Raw genomic sequence first — 19,293 nt, 5'->3', positions numbered from 1 at the left:
ATCTAATGATCCAGATGAAAGGTTGCAAGCATGAATTTCCAACCACGCATCAGTTTTCCTGTACTACAGAGCAAGCGCTTTGTATTGAGAAAAATTGTTCAGTCGGATATTGGTAATATTTTTAAGGGCTTATCGCATCCTAAAGTCATCGCCTACTATGGCATCTCATACGATAGCCTGGTGGCGACACAAGAACAGATAGACTGGTATCGACGGATTGAGCAAGAAGAAAGTGGTATCTGGTGGGCGATCTGTCCACAAGCCACACCAGATCAGCTAATCGGCGCGTGTGGTTTTTACGAATTAGATACAGAAAATCAAAACGCAGATCTTGGTTATTGGTTGCATCCGGATTATTGGCGTCAGGCAGTCATGCATGAGTGTTTGTCGATAATTTTGCACTATGGTTTTCAGCAACTGCGCTTACACCGGATTGAAGCTGAGGTAGAACCAGAGAACAAAGCTAGCAGCCAGCTTTTACAAAAATTAGGTTTCGCATTAGAAGGCAGGCGCCGGGAAGTTGCCTGGAAAAATAATCGATTTTTCGATATGGAATATTACGCAATATTGGCAGCTTAAATATTCGCCTTAACGATAAACTCCACGCCCACTTCGCGCCAAAATTCGATTTCTTTTTGCAGCCAAAAAGCAACTGTCGGATGTAAAGTCACCCAGTCTTGTCGAATTTCCAGCTCGATTTTACTCTTCATTTTTAAACTAAAATCAGCGTAATCGAGCTCTATCCGTGAATGCATAAAAGTGACAGAGAGACGCAATGCAAGCACGGCTTTAGCAAAATCCAAGTCGGCAAAGCTGTCACTGATTTTTCTCAGATTACCTTTTTGACTCAAAATTAATTTACTCATTACACGCTGTTCGCGGGTAGTGAAACCGGCCATATCAGCGTTCTCTATCATGTATGCGCCGTGCTTATGATAGCCGGTATGCGATATCGCCATACCGACCTCATGCAACATAGCACTCCAGTGTAAATGCCGGATATAGGTATCCGTTGCCGGTTTTAATTGTGCATACAAAGAACGTACCATATCGGCTACCCGACTAGCGCGTGTGGCATCAACATAGAACATGGTGGCGACGTTATGCACGGCTTGCTCACGCCGGTCACGCTTGGTCGCACGCAGGTATAAATCCCACATCACCCCCATGCGCAAACCTGCTTCTATTGGTTGCAATACAGTGATACTAAATTCTTGCAACAAGGCGATCAAGATCGCAAGTCCGCCAACCACCATGGCGACACGCTCGGGTTTAATACCCGTTAATTCTAGCTGACTCACCTGCCCACATTGGACGCAGTATTGTTTTAACGTTATCAGGCTTTTGAGCGTAATACTACCGTCACCTAAGTTGTTTTTTGCGATTGCATCAGAGATCGCCCGTATCGTGCCCGAGGAGCCATAAGCATTGCGCCAATGCTCAGGCTGATATGGCGGTGCGGCATCCTCAAACATCGATCGTGCTGACAGAACAGCGGCTTCAAATCCTGCTTCAGTGATTCTACCTTGCGGGAAAAAAGTACTGCTGTGCTTCACCGTACCAATACTAAAAGACTCCACCTTAACCACCTCATGGCCGCGACCAAGTATCACTTCGGTAGAGCCACCACCGATATCCAGCACTAACCGGCGCTCGCCTGGAATAGCAATCGAGTTGGAAACGCCCATATAAATCAGACGTCCCTCTTCTTCACCAGAAATAATATCGATCGGATAACCAATAGCCGCTTCCGCTGCGGGCATAAAATCGGCACTATTTTTTGCGATGCGTATGGTGTTGGTTGCTACTACGCGGACGGCATCTAGCGGGTAGCTATCTAAGATTTGTTTAAAGCGCGCGAGACACGCAATCGCGCTTTGTATTGCTGCAGGTGACAGATTTCCTTGCTGATCCAGGCCAGCCGCTAGACGAATAGGATCGCGGGCACTTTTGACAACGCGAATCACATCACCCTCATGACGACCTATGTGCAAGCGAAAACTGTTAGAACCAAGATCGACTGCAGCGAACATACGGTAATTCTCCAAACGATTTTTTGATAACGATGAAAATCTAAATTCTCAATTGGGCAACTAGGTTCAAAAACTTTATCAGGACTTACGCAAAATTGCCCTAGCAAGGTCTAGCGGCGAAGATAGTCTCCAGTACAGCTAGGAGCTACAACGCAGCTAGGGCGGTTTTGCTTAAGCCTTATTTATAAGATAAATGATATTAATAATTTTTTGTGACGTGCTAGTGACTTCGGTGTAAATCACCAAATTACATGTCAATTAGTGTGTCATTTTCCTATCTTTAAATTGCATTTAAAACTAACGCACGACGAATGTTGAAATTAGCGTGGCGTAAAAAACCGCTCCTGCATAGATTCTAAGCCGGTAGTCTTCAGCACCTCAGCCAAGCGTTCCGCAGGACGTTTAGCCGGTAAGCCTTTGTACTCAGCAATGATCAGTTCGTTCTTCATTGAATGCTCCCAACCAACTAGCTCGGTTACTCTAACCTGATAGCCATGCGCTTCTAATTGCAGACACCGTAGCACGTTAGTGATCTGGCTACCAAATTCACGCGTATGAATCGGGTGGCGCCACATCTCTGATAAAGGATTATCACGCACAGCATCACCCTTATGTTTGCGCAGCTCTGCCGCCACTTCTGCCTGACAGCAAGGCACTAACACCATAAATTTTGCCTTCTTTTTTAATGCAAATTGAATCGCATCGTCCGTCGCCGTATTACAAGCATGCAGCGCAGTAACAATATCAATTTGATCGGGCAACTGGGCAGAAGTAATGGAGTCAGCGACAGATAAATTTAAGAATGACATACCAGGAAAATCTAGTCTGGTGGCCAGCTCGACAGACTTTTGTACTAATTCATCACGAGTCTCTATGCCGTAAATACGGGACTGATTTTGACTTGCCGTCGCTTTAAAAAACAGGTCATACAAAATAAAACCAAGATACGATTTACCAGCACCATGATCGACCAGAGTGAGGTCGCTATGATCTTCGCGTAATTGCTGCAACAAGGGCTCGATAAATTGGTACAGATGATAGACCTGCTTTAACTTGCGCCGACTATCTTGATTCATCTTGCCGTCACGCGTGAGGATGTGCAATTCTTTGAGTAATTCTATCGATTGTCCTGGGCGAATTTCATGATGCTGCTCTGGTTTTGGCTCTGATTTTTGTTCCGTTTTGAGCTTGCCGCTATTCTGTTTTTGCTTCATCAGACGTCCTTTACTGAATTACGGAATAATTCTATTTGATGCGATTTTCAAATCATGATTGTCGCTTACGATTCGGTGAACACATGATTTAAAAATAGGATAAGTGTGCGTGGCGATGCATCAAGTATAGACACTTCTCGTCGCCGAAAAACAAAAAGGACTCAAGCTTTCACCTGAGTCCTTTTATTCTTAAAACTTTGGTAGGCCGTGCGGGATTCGAACCTGCGACCAACGGATTAAAAGTCCGCTGCTCTACCAGCTGAGCTAACGACCCAAAGACTTGCGCTTTATAACCAAAACATGAATGCGGGAAAAACTACCGGACACCAAAATGAATGTTTATAAATAAAAAAGACTTAGATTTTCATCTAAGTCTTCCGAATTTCGTGGTAGGCCGTGCGGGATTCGAACCTGCGACCAACGGATTAAAAGTCCGCTGCTCTACCAGCTGAGCTAACGACCCGAAAGAACGAAATTATAGTATGTTCCAATACCGCTGTCAACGAGCTTGCTGGATTTTTTCCAGCGAAGCAGTATTCTCTCGGGAGTTAGTCTTATTTTGTGGCGGCCAAGCGACTCTTTGCTGCCTGTGCGGCTTCAGTTTCCGGGTACTGTGCAATCACTGCCTCCAGCGTTTTTTTGCTTCCTGATTTGTCTTTTAATTCCAGCTGACAAGCAGAGATATTCAACATTGCATCCGGTGCTTTTGGATGATCAGGATAATTTCTAACTAAAACCTGCAGAGATGAAATCGTATTCTTGCAATCGCGCTGTGCATACCAGGAATTACCCAACCAATATTGCGCAGATCCGGCAAAAGCGGATTGCGGATAGTTGACATTGAAGGCTGTAAATGCAGCACTTGCATTTTTGTAATCGCCTGCTTTAAATAAAGATAAAGCTGCGTCATAGGCACGTTGCTCATTGATTTCTACCGTCGCCTCTTTGCCATCGACCGTCATTTTCTTTGGCTCTAGTTTGCGAACACGGTTGTCCAGATCGACATAAAAGTCTTGCTGGCGGCGCTGAGTATTTGCTAAATCATTGGTCAGCACTTCTATCTGTCCGCGCAATTTTGCGATCTCTGACCGCAATTGCTCATTTTGATTCGCCAGATCAAGCGCACTACTTTTATCGGCTTTGGTATCTAACTTCGTATCGAGCTTGTTACTTACTTCATCCACTTTGGAACGCAAATCTAAAATTGCTTTACGTGCTTCATCATCATCAAAGATGCCCGCCGCTGCAACTGATGGCAGCATTGGTGTCAACATCATGGCGAAGGCAACCGAGCGCGCTGTTTTAGAGAAAGTAAAAAATTTCATGGGAAGAGTTCAATAAGAATTGATCTTGAAGTGATCCAGCATGCTGGAGGACAAAGAAGGGAACATCATTCGAAGCTTGTCGCTATCGAAGCGTCTCTCAAAATACAGATTGCAGCAATCATTATGTTTAGCGGCAATCTGTATTAATGAGGATAACTTAATACGTATTCAATACGTATTGAATACTTACTGGTAGACGATATCAGAACGGCGGTTTTCTGCCCATGAAGCCTCGTCGCTACCCGTTGCTTTTGGCTTCTCTTTACCTAAAGAAACCGCCTCTACTTGGGCTTCTGGCACACCTAACAAAGCCAGAGCTTTACGCACTGCTTCTGCACGTTTTTGTCCCAAAGCCAGATTGTATTCACGACCACCGCGTTCATCCGTATTACCTTGGATTAAAATTTTACGAGCTTTATTGCCGACCAGGTATTTAGCATGGGCTTCGACTAAAGATTTGAACTCATCTTTAACCACATAGCTATCATAGTCAAAATACACACTACGTTTCGCCAACACGCCTTGCGGGTCGTTTAAAGGGTCAACAGAAACGACTTCAACTGGTTTAACAGTGCGGGTGTTGTCTTCTACTGGTTTATTCATTGCAGACTTATCTTCGACGACAGGTGGCTTCTCGTCCAATTTAACTGGCGTACTACAAGCTGAGATAAGAGCGACGCTGGTCAACAGCAAAGCCAGAGTTTTAGAATTAATTGCTGAGCGCATGTATTTCTCCTTTTTTTAAAAACTAAATAAAGCAAATGAATTAAACAGACTTCAAAATTTGACCATTACTTCATAAAAGGTCCCCATGTGGGTTCCCGAACATCTCCAGCTTGCAAGGTCAATTTTTGCTTCACTCTGCCGTCGACCGATACTACCGCCAATGTGCCGCGACGACCAGACTCAGTAGCGTACATAATATATTTGCCGTTAGGCGAAAAGCTTGGTGATTCATCTTTAACGGTATCCGATAAGCGCTGTTCTTGGCCGCTGGCAATATCTAGTGAATACAACTGGAATTTGCCATCACGGCGAGAAATATACGCCAGTGTTTTCCCATCAGGTGAAATCCTCGGTGTGATGTTATAGCTGCCATTAAATGTGACACGCTTTGCCTCACCGCCAGTCACGCCCATGCGATAAATTTGAGGTCCGCCGCTACGGTCGCTTAGGAAATAAATGCTTTGTCCATCCGCAGAAAATTGTGGCTCAGTGTCTATGCCGCTGGTTTGAGTCAGGCGCTGCAAACCCGTGCCATTGGCGTTGACGGTATATACCTGAGTCAAACCATCGCGCGACAAGGCTATCGCTAATTTATTACCGTCCGGTGACCATGCAGGTGCTGAGTTGCTGCCTTTGTAGTTGGCAATTACTGTGCGTTCGCGCGTGATCAGATTTTGCACGTAAATGACAGGCTTCTTAGCCTCAAACGACACATAAGCAACCTTGGTACCGTCAGGCGACCAGGCTGGTGAAATGATAGGTTCATTCGAGCGTAAAGCGACTTGTGTGCCGTCGCCATCTGCATCGGCAACTTCCAGACGATATTCCTTACCGGACTTGGTTACATAAGCAATACGGGTTGAGAATACGCCACGCACGCCGATTAATTTTTCATAAATATCATCGGCGATTTTGTGCGCAGTCACCCTGGTATTCGCTGAGGACGTTGCAATGGCAAGGCCAGATAATGTGGATGACTTAATCGTATCTAATAATTTGTAACGCACGTCAAAACGACCATCGCTGAGTTTTTGCACGCTGCCAACGACTAAGGCTTCGGCTCCGCGTGATTTCCAGTCATCGAAATTGACGGCGGTCGTCTCGGTAATAACGCTACCAGTATCAATAATTTTGAAATAACCGCTGCGGGTTAAATCGTCTTTGACGATAGCAGTGATTTGCTGCGGTGTCAGAGCCTCATCAGCAAAGCTCGCAATCGCAACCGGGATTTGGGTGGAACCAACGCCAGATACCTCGACCCTAAGCTGAGCCTGCACCACACTGGTTATCAATAATGTGCTCACTGAGAACACTTTAATCAAGGAAACTATCTTCAATTTACTCTTTCATTTTATAACTGAGGACAATACTGGTAGGGACATCGCCAGATTTATCACGTGGGAAAGGTGCTGACTTTTCTATCCCTTTTTCTACCGCTTCATCAAAACCAGGTGCGCCGGAAGATTTTAATTTACGCACCGGGCCACGCAAAGAACCATCTGGTAACAAATCAATTCTATATTCTACTGTGGGGTTGGTATTGGAATTATCAACTGCGTTGAATACCGTATTTTGTCTTACCTTGGAAGCAATACGGGCTGCATAACTTGGATCGCCACGATTATTGCCGGTGGATTTAGGCGCATCGCCCGTACCACCGGTACCCGTGACTGCCGCTTGCCCATTCAGACGGCGCATATTTTCTTCAAAAACCTTATCGCGGGCGGCTTGTTCTTTATTTTGCTGCGTTTTTGATTGCGCTTTGGAATCGGCTAGTTTTTTCTTCTCGGCTTCATCGGCAAGCAATTTATCGGCTTTCTTTTTTTCTTCCGCCAGCTTTTCTTTGGCTTTTTTGAGTGCCAGTTCTTGCTCTTGCTTGAGCTTTGCTTCTTGCAACTCAGCTTTTTTCTGATCTTCTATTTTCTTTTTCTCAACTAGCAGACGCTTTTTTTCTTGGGCTAACGCGATCTCGGGATCGACCACCGGCTCGTCTTTAACGACTGGCGTTGGTGCCACTGGCGGCGCAATTTTCTCAGGCTCTGGCTGTACTTCTTCTTCCGGAATCGGCTTCGGAGCTGCTTGCCTGGTGGTCATATCCCAAACCTCTGCTTCCACCGCAGTAGTTTCTTTATTTTGCCATTGAACGCCTACCCACAAAAAGGCGATCAATACGACATGCACCAAAGCAGCCAGGGTAAAAGAGCGCCACTGACCAGCCTCACGGGGGAAATCACGAGTGGAAGAATGCGTAGGGACGTTCGGAGAAAATTCTTTCATGACTTTATATGATGCTTCTATCGCTGCTTAGTTCCGTTTATTTTCCGTCTAAAAGCTGGCTGAGGCCGTTTCTCTTTAGAAAAATATACTATGAATAAAATTATAATCGGCATTCCGATCCAAACCGATTCAAATCATCTTTGCTGGTGTAACTAAGAAGTCCTATCAAATCGGCACTAAAAACATACGGTTCAATTCTCATCTCTGACAAGTCCAAAGAAGAGAAAGTAAATATACTCCCCATTTTATTTTTAACAACTGCCTTATTGCCCAATGATTCTCTGGACAACTTAAATATACCTACCTGGAGTATTTAACTTACTACCCTGACTCTGCATCCTAATTAAATGAAAACGTATAGTAAGCATCAATCGACGAATCAGTACCAGTGCGGCCAATAATGCTGACTCTTCGGGTCAGTTGCCAACTTAATTTAATCGCGCCGCTGGCGTCCGACAAGCCGCGCTCAACCGACAATACCATGCCAGGCGCTAAGCGCTTACCGACCGAAACGACCTGATCGCCAGAGGTCGCTCCGCTAGTCGATGTGGTGCCAGCTACGGTTTGGCTAGGTAATTTAGAGCCATTGCTAGTATCCGCAGTGCCTAGGGAAAATTCATCAAAACCTAAGCCTTGTACGATATCCCTTGGAACATTGCGGCTACCATCGCCGCCAAAAATTGCACTGGCTGCCGACATCAGCAAAGACGCATCAATGCCTGCGATTTGGTCGGAACCTCGTCCCAATACTAGCCAGGATAATTTTTCTGCATCGGGTACGGTGGGCTCAGAAACCAGTCGGACTTGCGGCGCAGCAACCGTGCCGACTACTTCTACGCCGGCTTCTACCGCCAAACCCAGGCGCAAGGCACGGATATTCAAGCCCGGATTAGCTGGCGGACCTTGAAAGTTTAAGATGCCCCGCTCTATCGCCAGTTGTTGCCCATAACCTTCATAAGCCCCGCCGACAGTACTGATAGAACCGCTGGCTTGCACCGGATTGCCATCGGAGGAACGTAAGCGGATGGTACCCGCCAACGCCGTATCTAGTCCACGTCCGACAAATACAAAACGTGAGCCCATGTCGAAGCTCATATCAAGCCGCGACTTGAGCGCCTTTTTATTGGCATCGTCAGCCGCTTTATTTTGTGCTGCCTTATCTTTGCTGCGAATCACTACCACGTCGCTAGACAAACTTGGCGGCGGCAATTTTGGCAATTTAAAATAGGCACCGTCGGCTCTTATTTTGCCCGTCACATTCCAGACATCTTTAATATTCGCCACACCTAAATCACCGCTCGCAACCAACCACCGGTCATTGCGCTGGAGCAGAGGAAACTGGTTCAGTTGAGCCTGAATATTGCCGGTCTGATTGCGAATATCAATATCACCGCTGGCTTTTAATTCGCCCTTTTGACCAACCCAATTCACATCCTGAAATTTAGAATGGCGCGGCATGACGGACACTACATTAGAAAATTCCAAACTATTTAGGCGAACGCGGTTTTCGTCTATCACCGCCTCCAGACGGCCATTCGGTAACAACAAACCCTCCGCCGCAAAAGCGACTTCTAATCCGCTTCCACTAATTTTTGCTTGATAACGCGGCTGGCTAAATTGTCCTGCTAATTGGGCATCAACTTGTAATTGGCCTTTAAGCGCCAGGCCAGGATTAATCCATGGCCCCAGCCACTGCACGTCTGGGATATTCGCTTTGATCTGCCCTTCTAACGGCGCATCCGGGGCAATCGCCCATGTCCCGGTTTTTTTACTCAAAGCAGAATTCACCCGCGCTTGCCAAGTCCCCAAACGAGCGCCATCAGCGGTCATGGTAAAAGCCATTTTTTCTGCGTCACTGCCAACGACCAGACCACCAAACAGCATCTTCATTTGCAGGTCGCGGATACCAAGCGGTATCGCTTTTCCAGTGCCATCCGCATCATTGATACGAACATCGCCGCTCTGGCGCTGCAAGCTGATTTCGCCTTGCAAATGGTCTTTTAACTGTAAATCCCATACGGCATTCAACAGTAAATCGCCATCCACTGCGTACTGCGGTTTAAGCAAGTTAGCCACTGCAATGACGTTCATAGCATTCCATTGCCCTTGCGTTTTTAAACCGTCGGGCGACCACTCCAATTGCTTAAGTACCAGCTTACCAACCACACCCGAAAATTCTGCGGGTCCTAAGCGCAACGACTGGCTGGAGGCAACAACACTCATAGGCGCCAGTAATTTGACATCGGGTTTTCCGCTAAGCACAAAACTCAGTAATTGTCCCTGCCATTGCGCTACTGAATTGACAGGCGCAGCAACAACGGCCTGGCTAGCTGAGCCAGCAAATTTATTGCTGACTATTTTTGTAGTTTTTCCAATGGCGTTTAAACCGCCCGCAGCAGTCATGCTGACAGACCGTCTGTTATTAAACCGGCTGTTGAGAGCAATATTATGTGACTCACGAGTTCCATTAATGGATAAGCTAATTTGCTCTGCCAGTACCGGTAAACTCTTATCATTTGGCTTGTTTGCGACGGTAGTTGGGGCAGCGTTTGCCCCCCTACTTGTTTCTTTACCTGATGCTGGATTTGCACCTGGATTGGTGCCAGGATTTGTAGCCGAACCATATGTATAGGTGGTATCAGTAGCATCTGCCTTCATCAAATTACTGCGCACTGTTTGAGCAATGATATTACCGTCAAACATACCTTGTGAACCGCGAGCCAGATCTAGTTTCGCGGTCAAACTATCAATGCCGATTTGCTGACCCGATTGCTGACTATAGTTTAGATTTTGTCCAATTAAGTCGAGCTTACCTGCAGGCTCACTCATTTTCCCCTGCAAGACCAAATTCGCTTTCAGGCTCCCACCCAGATGCGGCACATCCTGAGTGGTCGGGATTAAATGCGATAAGGCATCCAACTCCTGGATATCGATCGCTAATTGCAGCTGCCCTTTGTCGCTACCCCAAGCACCGCTGCCGGTGACACCATTTTTACCCCAGTGCACATCCAGCTTATGCAAAGTCAAAGCCGCATCTTGCTGCCAGCGCGCATCAATTGCGCCACTCAGTGCTTGTCCCGCATATTGCCCTTGCAAAGAAGGGAGTTGCACGGACACATCCAGCTTAGGTTGCAATTGTCCCGCGACTAAAAAATCAGCACTGATCTTGCCAGTTGGTGCGGCGATCCAGCGTGAGGGGTCAAAATTCTGAATTACCCCTTTAAAATTAAAAGGCTGCACAGTACCGCTCAAGATGATCTCGCCCTGCCCTTGCAAACGAGAATCTGCAGCAAGTAGTTCTAGCTTCGCTAACGTAATCTTTGAAATAGTCTGCGTTTTAGTTTGCGCTGTAGTCTTATCTTTAGCCTCAGTCTGACCGCTACTTCCTGGCTGGTAACTCGCATCGACATTTAGACTAGCGCGCGGATCATGCAACTGCGCCTGAAAAGTAATCTGATGATCACCGTCTTTCTGCGCTCTTGTCTGCGCTTGAATAGTGCCTTTGATTTGAGTCGGACGAATCCGCGTATCGATCTGCGAAAGATCCACCTCACTCACTTCAAGCCGGGTATCAACGATAGGGAAAGCGCTGGTCGTGAACTGTATTTGTGCAGCGCCGGAGATTTTCCCCTTACCCATTAATTGCAGCAAGGTTTGACTCAACTCAAGACGATCACCCGACCAGCGTAAGGCAGAAGTCATCGCGCTGACCGGTATTCCGTTTTTGTCTATCGTGCCCGGTTGCGCATTACTCAGTTTGATCGTACCCGCTAATCCATTGGGACCAAGTTTGGTATCTGGCTTTAGGTTAGCCGCCACTTTTAATTGTGCATGCGGTGCCTGTGCTGCAAATTCGGCGGGGTCCAGTCCGTCAATCGTGGCCTGTAATGAATGCAGTATTTCTGCAGAAAATGGTGCTAGTACTGCTTTAAGTTCACCACTTAATTTAGATACTTTAGATAATTTAGGCAGCTCAGATGCGGAGGTAACTTGGGTAGAATCAATTGGTTTTTCCCCAGCGAGTTCATCGCTAACTTTGGCGTTGGCATTGAGAACCAATTCTTGTAAAGAACCAGTCAGACTTCCGGTGATGCCCATACGTGGTATGTGCTGATCGATCTGACCCTGATAATCAAACTGCCCCTGCACTACAAATGGCCGGTGCACAGCGACGGTCGCTTGTGCTTGTACGATACCAAAATCAGTGGTGACTTTGGCCTGTAACTGATGCTGCTTTTGGTTGGAGATTAATTGCCCTGTTAATCCGGTCATTGTGGTAACAGGTGTAGTGTGACCATCGGCATATAGCGTGGCAATCGTCAGGCGGCCAATCGCGGCTTGCTGCAAGGCGACTTCAATAACAACATCGAGATCGCCTGGCAATTGTGGTGATGATTTACTCTCCAGGCTTGCAATCGTCAACGCGGCAATCTGTAAACTGCTGATGGATAATTTGCCGTTAGCCAAACTCAATGGATGCCAGTCAAGCTGTATTCCACTTGCTTTAAGATGCAGCGTCTTGGTTTGATACGATAACTCGCCAATCGTTACATGGTCCGACAAACGTCCGCGGACATCGCTTAATTGCAATTCGCCGCCGCTGGCATTTTGTAGCCAATTGAGAATAGTACGCGTGCCATGCTGGGTCCAGCTTGCCCATCCTAAAGTCAGACATAGAATAACCAGTAAAGCGCTAAAAATCAGGGAAAAAATCCCAAGCAGACTTCTGCGCTTCAGTACATTAGCAGTAGCTAATTCTGCAGCAGTAGCAGGCGCAACAGACGCACCAGCAGCGCTCACCACCGTTGTTGAGTTTTTTTCATCAGGATTTGAAGGCGTTTGTGTCATAAGCAAATGCTCATCGTGAGCTTAGAAAAACCGGCTTCAGCAGAATATTTCGCCATCATTAAAATGCCACCGCAATCGAAAAATCCAAACGGAATTTTTTTATGTTTTTGCCGTAGGCAAGATCCAGTGCAATCGGACCAGCAGGTGTTTTATACCTTCCGCCAACACCGAAACCTTGTTTGACTTTATAGGTATTCCAATCATCCGCCGCGTCACCGGCATCGATAAAAGCAGCAGCGCCCCAATTCGCCTGAGTCCAGTGTACATACTCGGCACTGGCAACACCCATCACCATGCCGCCAGTCACGCCAGTAGGATGCTGAATACCCAGACTTTGATAGCTATAACCGCGCACCGTGCTGCTGCCACCGGTACGGAATAAATAATCCTCAGGAATACCGTCAATACTTGGCGCCAAGACCTGCCCTATTTCTGCTCTGAGTAACAGGACGTCGCGCTTGGCGACCGGTATCCATTGCTGATATTTGGCATAAGTACGGATAAAGCGCTGATCCGAAATTAAGGCTTTTTCTGAGACAGCAAAATCGAGCTGCAAAATTTGTCCTTTGCGCGGTGCAAAGCTGTCATCTACATCACGCCATGTCCAGCCCACCGAACTGACTAAGGCCTTACTGACCGATTGCGGCTCGCCATCCAGCGCTACCTTTTCACGCGATAAATTCAAACCTAAACGCTGCTCCAGGTGTCCACGTGTGCTGGTACGCTTGACACCAATCGCGGTGCGGGTCTGATCTAATCCAGCGAGATTAGATTTGTCCAGTAAGACGCCAAAAGAATCTAAAAATTGATTGTCCCGTGGTGGCAAATAAATGTCTGCATAAGCCAGCTGACGCCTTTGCTCTAAGCGGACCGCACTGCGTAAATCCCAGGCTCTGTCGAGCAGATCGCGGTCACGATAAGACACTTCTGTGCGGAAACCAGTATTGCTGCTGTAACCCACGCCGAACGCTAGATCACGGGGGCGGCGCTCAACGACCGACACATCCACCGGCACGCCGTCAGCTTTGCTCGGATCGGGATCGACACTGACTGCCACAGCAGAAAAATAGGCCGAATTTTGCAAAGCTCTCTGGTATTCCAGCAAGCGTGAGCGTGAATACGGCTCACCTTTTTTGGGTGGCAAATAGCGATCAAGCAACCAGGGAGGATAGCGCTGCAAACCCGTAATAACCGCTTCACCAAGAGTAAATGGCGGACCACTGTCGATCTCTACCTTTAAGCTACCGGACTGGCTATCTGCATCCATCGTCGCGTTGCTGTTAATGATGCTGGCCGAGGCATAGACATTGGAGCGCAGACTCTCGGTAATATCGGTTTTGGCCTTATCCCACTCCTCGTCCCTAAAAACAGATCCCACAGGTAAGCGCCAATCGGCTATCAGCTCCTCACGACGTTTGACTGCATCGACCTTGCCTTGCTTGGCAGCGTCTTCTAAGGCACCCGAAAATTGCAAATCCACTTGCTGTATTGTAGTTCTGGGGCCGGCATCAATATTGACACGAATGACATTATTGCTGAGGTTGCTACTGAGGTTGCTACTGAGGTTGCCAATGCCACCACGGAAAAACGAGCCGCCATTTTGACCCTCTTTTCCGGCATCAAATGTGATCGCGGGCGAAAAGTATCCCTCTGTCGCTAATATGTTGCCAATGTCCTGACGCAATTTTCGGATCAGCGTTGGCGTGACGTTTTGCGGATCGGTATCTGACGATAATTCTGGAATATGTTGTGTCAACAGGGCTAGCCAATCACCTTTAGCAACACCTATCTGGAAACGACGTAAATTCGATTTCGCTACAAGAATCTCTTCTTCCGCATCGGGCGCAATTTTGGTGTCGATGTCGGTGGAGGGCGTGGGCGCTGGTGTTAATGCTGGAGTTGGTGTTTCCGCTTGCTTTTGTACTTCCGTCGACGCTGCTGTCGAGCTTGGCGCAGACATCACGCTCGGGACAGGCAGGGAAAGAAGCGCGGCAGGCGGTGCATCGGCGTGACAAAAATTTGTCATGCCGATGCATGTTAGCAATAAGAATAATGGGCGCAGGCGCATCACTTGGTCGCCAAACCAACCCGATTAATACCAAGCTTTTTGGCTTCGGAAATGACTTGAATAATCTCGTCGTATTTCATTTCTTTATCTGCCGATACCAGCACGGCTAAATCGGGTTTTGCCGTGTGATATTCGCTCAACTTTTGCATTAACTGGGCGCGATTGGCTGCGGTCTCTTTAGCCTCTTGCTGGTTGTTACCATTGCCAGTTTTGCCGTTAGCGCCTTTGGTATTGATGCTGATCACATATTTGTTAGTGTCTAGCGTTACCTCAATATATTCAGACGGCGGCTGGGTTGATTGCCCGGCAGTCGGCAAATTGATGACGCTGGGATTGGTCATCGGAGCAGCCACCATAAAAATAATCAGCAGTACCAACATCACGTCGATATAGGGCACGACATTGATTTCTGCTTTGAATTTGCGTTTACGTTCGCCACGCAGAGAACTCATACAATTTAACGAGATTGTCTTTGCAAAATATTGGAGAACTCTTCAATAAAAGTTTCAAACCGGATCGCCAAGCGATCAATATCATGTGAGTAGCGGTTGTATGCCAGCACTGCAGGGATCGCCGCAAACAGACCAATGGCAGTGGCAATCAGAGCCTCGGCAATACCGGGAGCCACCGCAGCCAGCGTGGCTTGCTGCACATTAGCCAAACCTCGGAAGGCATTCATAATCCCCCAAACCGTACCGAACAAACCCACATATGGTGAGACCGAGCCGACTGAGGCTAAAAACGATAAGTGGGATTCCAGATGATCCATCTCGCGCTGATAAGCGGCACGCATCGCACGGCGCGCACCGTCCAGCATTGCGGTCGCATCTAAGTTCGCTTTATTTGCCGCTTTGACCTTTTGATATTCGCTCATACCGGCTTCAAAAATACGCTCTAGCGCGCCTGAGTTGTTACCACTGTTGCGACGATTGCTCATTGCCACCTGATACAACTCACCGAGATTGCCACCGGACCAAAAATTGCGTTCAAATTCTTCCGTCTGCTTGCGCGCTTTGCTGATTGCAAACATTTTTCTGAAAATATAATTCCAGCTCGTCACTGACACGCCCACCAGCAAGAGCAACACCAGTTGTACCAAGATAGAGGCTTCGGAAATCAGGGTAAAAAATGAGAGGTCTTGTGTAACGTTCATAAATAGTCTATCTGGGTAAGTTGATTATTCGTATGCGCACGGGTGTGTAAGTTCGCGCAACTGATGCCTGACTTTGTAACTTGCTCGGCTGATTGACCTTACAGTATTTGTTTGGTCTTATTTCTCTGATTTTTGCTGATTTTTGCTGATTTTTCCTGATTTTACTGGCTCAGCTTTGCCAGTACTTCCGCTGGAATCGCACTTGGGCGCACAGTCGTTGTGCCAACGCATCCGACTTTGATCGTGCCGGTTGCGAGTAAGCGATCACCGCACCAGGCTTCTTGCACAAACTGGACAGAAGCGCGTCCCATCCTTTCGACCACAACGGTGAGTTTGAGTTCATCATCCAGTCTGGCGGGTGCATGATACTCGACTGCCGTGCCTTTGACGACAAACATGACTTGATGCTGCGTGGTCATGATTTGCTGGTTGATACCGGCTGCGCGCAGCCATTCGGTTCTCGCGCGCTCAAAAAACTTCAGATAATTGGCATAGAAGACGATGCCGCCCGCATCGGTATCTTCGTAATATACACGGACAAACCAGTTGAATTCTTTAGCCATAATGTAGCAATAAATAAGGTAGAAATTGGGGGAGTATCCCCGATTTATATACTTAGTGTCCAGACATTACCTAGACACTTTAAAATACCCCATCCAGTATAAAATTTCAACCTAGTCGATCATATGCGGGGTTTTACGCCGGATTACGCTTGATATTGAAAGCGCCGAAACCCTGGCAAGTCGGCAGCATTTCTATGTAATTGATGTTGATATGCTTGGGCAAGGTCGCAATCCAGTAAGCCGATTCCGCAATATCCACTGCCGTCAACGGAACAGTACCTTCATACACTTTGGCGGCTGCATCATCATTCCCTTTAAAGCGGACATTAGAAAATTCAGTACCGCCGCATAAGCCCGGCGCAAGATTTGTTGCCCGCACCCCAGTTCCAACCAGATCGGCGCGCAGGTTAAGCGTAAATTGATCGACAAATGCCTTGGTTGCGCCATACACATTGCCGCCCGGATAGGGGGTAGAACCAGCGATCGAACCGATATTAATCACCAGACCGCTGCCACGCTCCACCATCGCAGGCAAAATAGCGCGGGTCATTCTGACTAATCCCTTGGTGTTGGTGTCGATCATGGTTTCCCAGTCATCCAGATTGGCCAGATGTGCTGGCTCCGTGCCGAGCGCCAGTCCGGCATTATTGATGAGCACATCAATCTCTTTCCATTCGGCACGCAACTGTGCCAGCGCTGCACTGATGGATGCTTTGTCGGTGACATCCATTTTGATAGGCAACAAGGTTGTGCCCAGTTCCGCCTGCAATGCGTCCAGACGATCCGTGCGGCGGGCAGTAGCAATGACTTTATGACCATTCGACGCAAACTTACGCGCCATTTCTTCGCCAAAACCTGAACTTGCACCGGTGATTAAAACGATCATGATTTCCTCTTAGTTTGATGTGATGTTGGATGTGATACTGGATTTGATGCTGATGATGTGAGTAATTTTTTGCATGGCGAACATCGTCGCGAAAACGCCTGCCCTCATTCTATGCGGTTTTTATACAATCGCTATGCCTGCGCTTGTGACGCCTTGTAACCTCCAATTAGCAAACACCTTCAATTTATTTAACGCGAAGTATTCATCAGACTAAAACAGCGTTATTCGGCAAATCACATCCAAATCTTGCTCAAAAATGGGGCTTGGCGTAAAATTTGGGCACCATTTCGTCTCACGTGACTGGCGAAAATGTCTTAAACGCAGCAGTTTGCACAATTAGCAACAAACGCAGCGCTTAACGACAAAGATGGAGATCCATCGGGAAGCGTGAGATTTCAACCGAGATTTTCCATCAGGATTTGAGTTGATGACGGATGCATTTTTCGAGGCAGCTTTAGCGTGAATGAGGCGCTCATGGCGAGCCATGGGCAACGAAGAACGTCAAAAATGACCGAAAATGCGCTGTCAGCAATCAAATAGCACCTTTGGTGCGCCTGATGGAAAATCTCGGTTCAATAGCCGTGCGCCTGGGTAGCCTGATATGGACATAGCGATTTAGGCTGCCCGTTCCCTTTTCAGGGCACCAGATCATCTGCAATTACCCTCTAATTAAACAGGAAGCTTGTCATGTTCGCAAAAACTCATACCCTCGCCAACACCGATCCAGAATTGTTTGCCGTGATTCAACAAGAGAATCACCGCCAGCAAGAACATATTGAGTTGATCGCCTCAGAAAACTATACCTCACCAGCGGTGATGGAAGCCCAAGGCTCACAACTCACTAACAAATACGCTGAAGGCTACCCGGGCAAGCGCTACTACGGCGGTTGCGAATATGTGGACGTGGTTGAGCAAATGGCGATTGATCGCCTGAAAGAATTATTCGGCGCGAACTTCGCTAACGTCCAACCTAATTCCGGCTCCCAAGCAAACCAAGGCGTGTTCTTCGCGCTGTTAAATCCGGGCGATACCATCATGGGTATGAGCCTGGCAGAAGGCGGACATCTGACTCACGGCATGCCTCTCAACATGTCAGGCAAATGGTTTAACGTGGTGTCTTACGGACTGAATGCCGCCGAAGACATCGATTACGATGCAATGGAAAAACTCGCGCGCGAAGCCAAACCAAAAATCATCATCGCTGGCGCATCCGCATTCTCTCTGCGCATCGACTTTGAACGCTTCAGCAAAATCGCCAAAGAAATCGGCGCCTATTTTATGGTCGACATGGCGCACTATGCCGGTCTGATCGCGGCAGGTGTTTACCCTAACCCTATGCCATTCGCCGACGTAGTAACTTCCACCACGCACAAGAGTCTGCGCGGCCCGCGAGGCGGGATTATTTTGTCGAATGATGAAGCGATTGCCAAGAAAGTTAACTCAGCGATTTTCCCTGGAATCCAAGGCGGTCCATTGATGCACGTCATCGCAGGCAAAGCGGTGGCATTCAAAGAAGCTCTGACGCCTGAGTTCAAAGCCTACCAGCAACAAGTTGTCAAAAATGCCGCTGCACTGGCGCAAACCCTGACTGAACGTGGTCTGCGCATCGTCTCCGGCCGCACCGAGTCGCATGTGATGCTGGTCGATTTGCGTCCTAAAGGTTTGACAGGCAAAGAAGCAGAAGCCATCCTCGGCTCTGCCCACATGACCTGCAACAAAAACGGCATTCCTAACGATCCGCAAAAACCGATGATTACCTCCGGTATCCGCTTGGGCAGCCCGGCATTCACGACGCGCGGCTTCAAAGAAGCAGAAGCGATCAAAGTCGGCCATCTGATCGCCGATGTGTTGGACAATCCAAATGATGCTGCGACCATAGAACGGGTTAAAGTCGAAGTCAAAAAACTGACCGATGCCTTCCCTGTGTATTCTGCATAAAACGCTGCATAAAACGCAGCACAGATAATCCACCGTAAAATATTAGCGGTAGTGTAAATACGGATCGCAGTAAAACCAACGCCACTCAGACCGAGTGGCGTTGTTGTAATAACTGATAGTTTTTGTACCCGTTTTGCCAAATTCAGCTCATAAGTAATACAATAAGAATAAATATACTATCTACCGAGGTTCTTGCAAAACGAAACACCGGAGAGTAATTTTATTGCGAGAAGCGCAAAATAGATGAGAAAGGAGCGGCCAT

General features: G+C 47.6%; 14 protein-coding genes and 2 tRNA genes. 2 read left to right on the top strand and 14 right to left on the bottom strand.

What is annotated here, in order from left to right:
* The first annotated feature begins 30 nt into the window (after positions 1-30).
* On the top strand, positions 31-579 hold the full coding sequence (locus QN395_RS12410; protein ID WP_322119890.1) for a GNAT family protein: 549 nt from the start codon (positions 31-33) through the stop codon (positions 577-579).
* On the opposite strand, the gene QN395_RS12405 is transcribed toward QN395_RS12410, so the two are convergent.
* From QN395_RS12405 to QN395_RS12340, 14 genes are all read right to left on the bottom strand, one after another.
* Positions 576-2,033: a Ppx/GppA phosphatase family protein gene (locus QN395_RS12405; protein ID WP_323492120.1), complete on the bottom strand. Its 1,458-nt coding sequence runs from the start codon at positions 2,031-2,033 to the stop codon at positions 576-578. The genes QN395_RS12410 and QN395_RS12405 overlap by 4 nt on opposite strands.
* Positions 2,034-2,353: 320 nt before the next feature.
* A complete protein-coding gene (locus QN395_RS12400; RefSeq protein ID WP_322119892.1) occupies positions 2,354-3,247 on the bottom strand; it encodes an SAM-dependent methyltransferase in 894 nt (297 codons plus the stop codon).
* A gap of 198 nt (positions 3,248-3,445) precedes the next feature.
* Positions 3,446-3,521 (bottom strand) — tRNA-Lys (locus QN395_RS12395).
* 113 nt (positions 3,522-3,634) lie between these two features.
* Positions 3,635-3,710: transfer RNA gene (locus QN395_RS12390), tRNA-Lys, on the bottom strand.
* Positions 3,711-3,801: 91 nt separating this feature from the next.
* A complete protein-coding gene (gene ybgF / locus QN395_RS12385; RefSeq protein WP_416200120.1) occupies positions 3,802-4,572 on the bottom strand; it encodes a tol-pal system protein YbgF in 771 nt (256 codons plus the stop codon).
* 186 nt (positions 4,573-4,758) lie between these two features.
* Entirely contained in the window at positions 4,759-5,298 is a 540-nt protein-coding gene (pal, locus tag QN395_RS12380) for a peptidoglycan-associated lipoprotein Pal (protein ID WP_322119893.1), read from the bottom strand.
* A 65-nt stretch (positions 5,299-5,363) separates the two neighbouring features.
* Positions 5,364-6,602 carry a Tol-Pal system beta propeller repeat protein TolB gene (gene tolB / locus QN395_RS12375; RefSeq protein WP_323492121.1) on the bottom strand — a complete coding sequence of 413 codons (1,239 nt, stop codon included), beginning with the start codon at positions 6,600-6,602 and terminating at the stop codon, positions 5,364-5,366.
* Positions 6,603-6,636: 34 nt separating this feature from the next.
* A complete protein-coding gene (locus QN395_RS12370) occupies positions 6,637-7,575 on the bottom strand; it encodes a cell envelope integrity protein TolA (RefSeq protein ID WP_323492122.1) in 939 nt (312 codons plus the stop codon).
* Between the two features lie 339 nt (positions 7,576-7,914).
* Positions 7,915-12,423, bottom strand: a complete 4,509-nt coding sequence (locus QN395_RS12365; RefSeq protein ID WP_323492123.1) for a translocation/assembly module TamB domain-containing protein — start codon at positions 12,421-12,423, stop codon at positions 7,915-7,917.
* A 58-nt stretch (positions 12,424-12,481) separates the two neighbouring features.
* Positions 12,482-14,449, bottom strand: coding sequence for an autotransporter assembly complex protein TamA (locus tag QN395_RS12360; protein WP_322119897.1), 1,968 nt, complete (start codon positions 14,447-14,449; stop codon positions 12,482-12,484).
* Between the two features lie 41 nt (positions 14,450-14,490).
* Complete coding sequence (locus tag QN395_RS12355) at positions 14,491-14,943, bottom strand: ExbD/TolR family protein (RefSeq protein WP_322119898.1); 453 nt, start codon at positions 14,941-14,943, stop codon at positions 14,491-14,493.
* A 5-nt stretch (positions 14,944-14,948) separates the two neighbouring features.
* Positions 14,949-15,644, bottom strand: a complete 696-nt coding sequence (gene tolQ / locus QN395_RS12350) for a protein TolQ (protein WP_322119899.1) — start codon at positions 15,642-15,644, stop codon at positions 14,949-14,951.
* A gap of 161 nt (positions 15,645-15,805) precedes the next feature.
* Positions 15,806-16,207 carry a tol-pal system-associated acyl-CoA thioesterase gene (ybgC, locus tag QN395_RS12345; RefSeq protein WP_323492124.1) on the bottom strand — a complete coding sequence of 134 codons (402 nt, stop codon included), beginning with the start codon at positions 16,205-16,207 and terminating at the stop codon, positions 15,806-15,808.
* 133 nt (positions 16,208-16,340) lie between these two features.
* Entirely contained in the window at positions 16,341-17,093 is a 753-nt protein-coding gene (locus QN395_RS12340; protein ID WP_323492125.1) for an SDR family NAD(P)-dependent oxidoreductase, read from the bottom strand.
* A gap of 687 nt (positions 17,094-17,780) precedes the next feature.
* On the opposite strand from QN395_RS12340, the gene glyA reads away from it, so the two are divergent.
* Complete coding sequence (gene glyA / locus QN395_RS12335) at positions 17,781-19,031, top strand: serine hydroxymethyltransferase (protein WP_322119902.1); 1,251 nt, start codon at positions 17,781-17,783, stop codon at positions 19,029-19,031.
* Positions 19,032-19,293 lie beyond the last annotated feature (262 nt).

It is taken from the genome of Undibacterium sp. RTI2.2, assembly GCF_035018705.1.
Taxonomy (GTDB): Bacteria; Pseudomonadota; Gammaproteobacteria; order Burkholderiales; family Burkholderiaceae_D; genus Undibacterium.
This window is presented reverse-complemented; position numbering and strand designations above follow the sequence as displayed.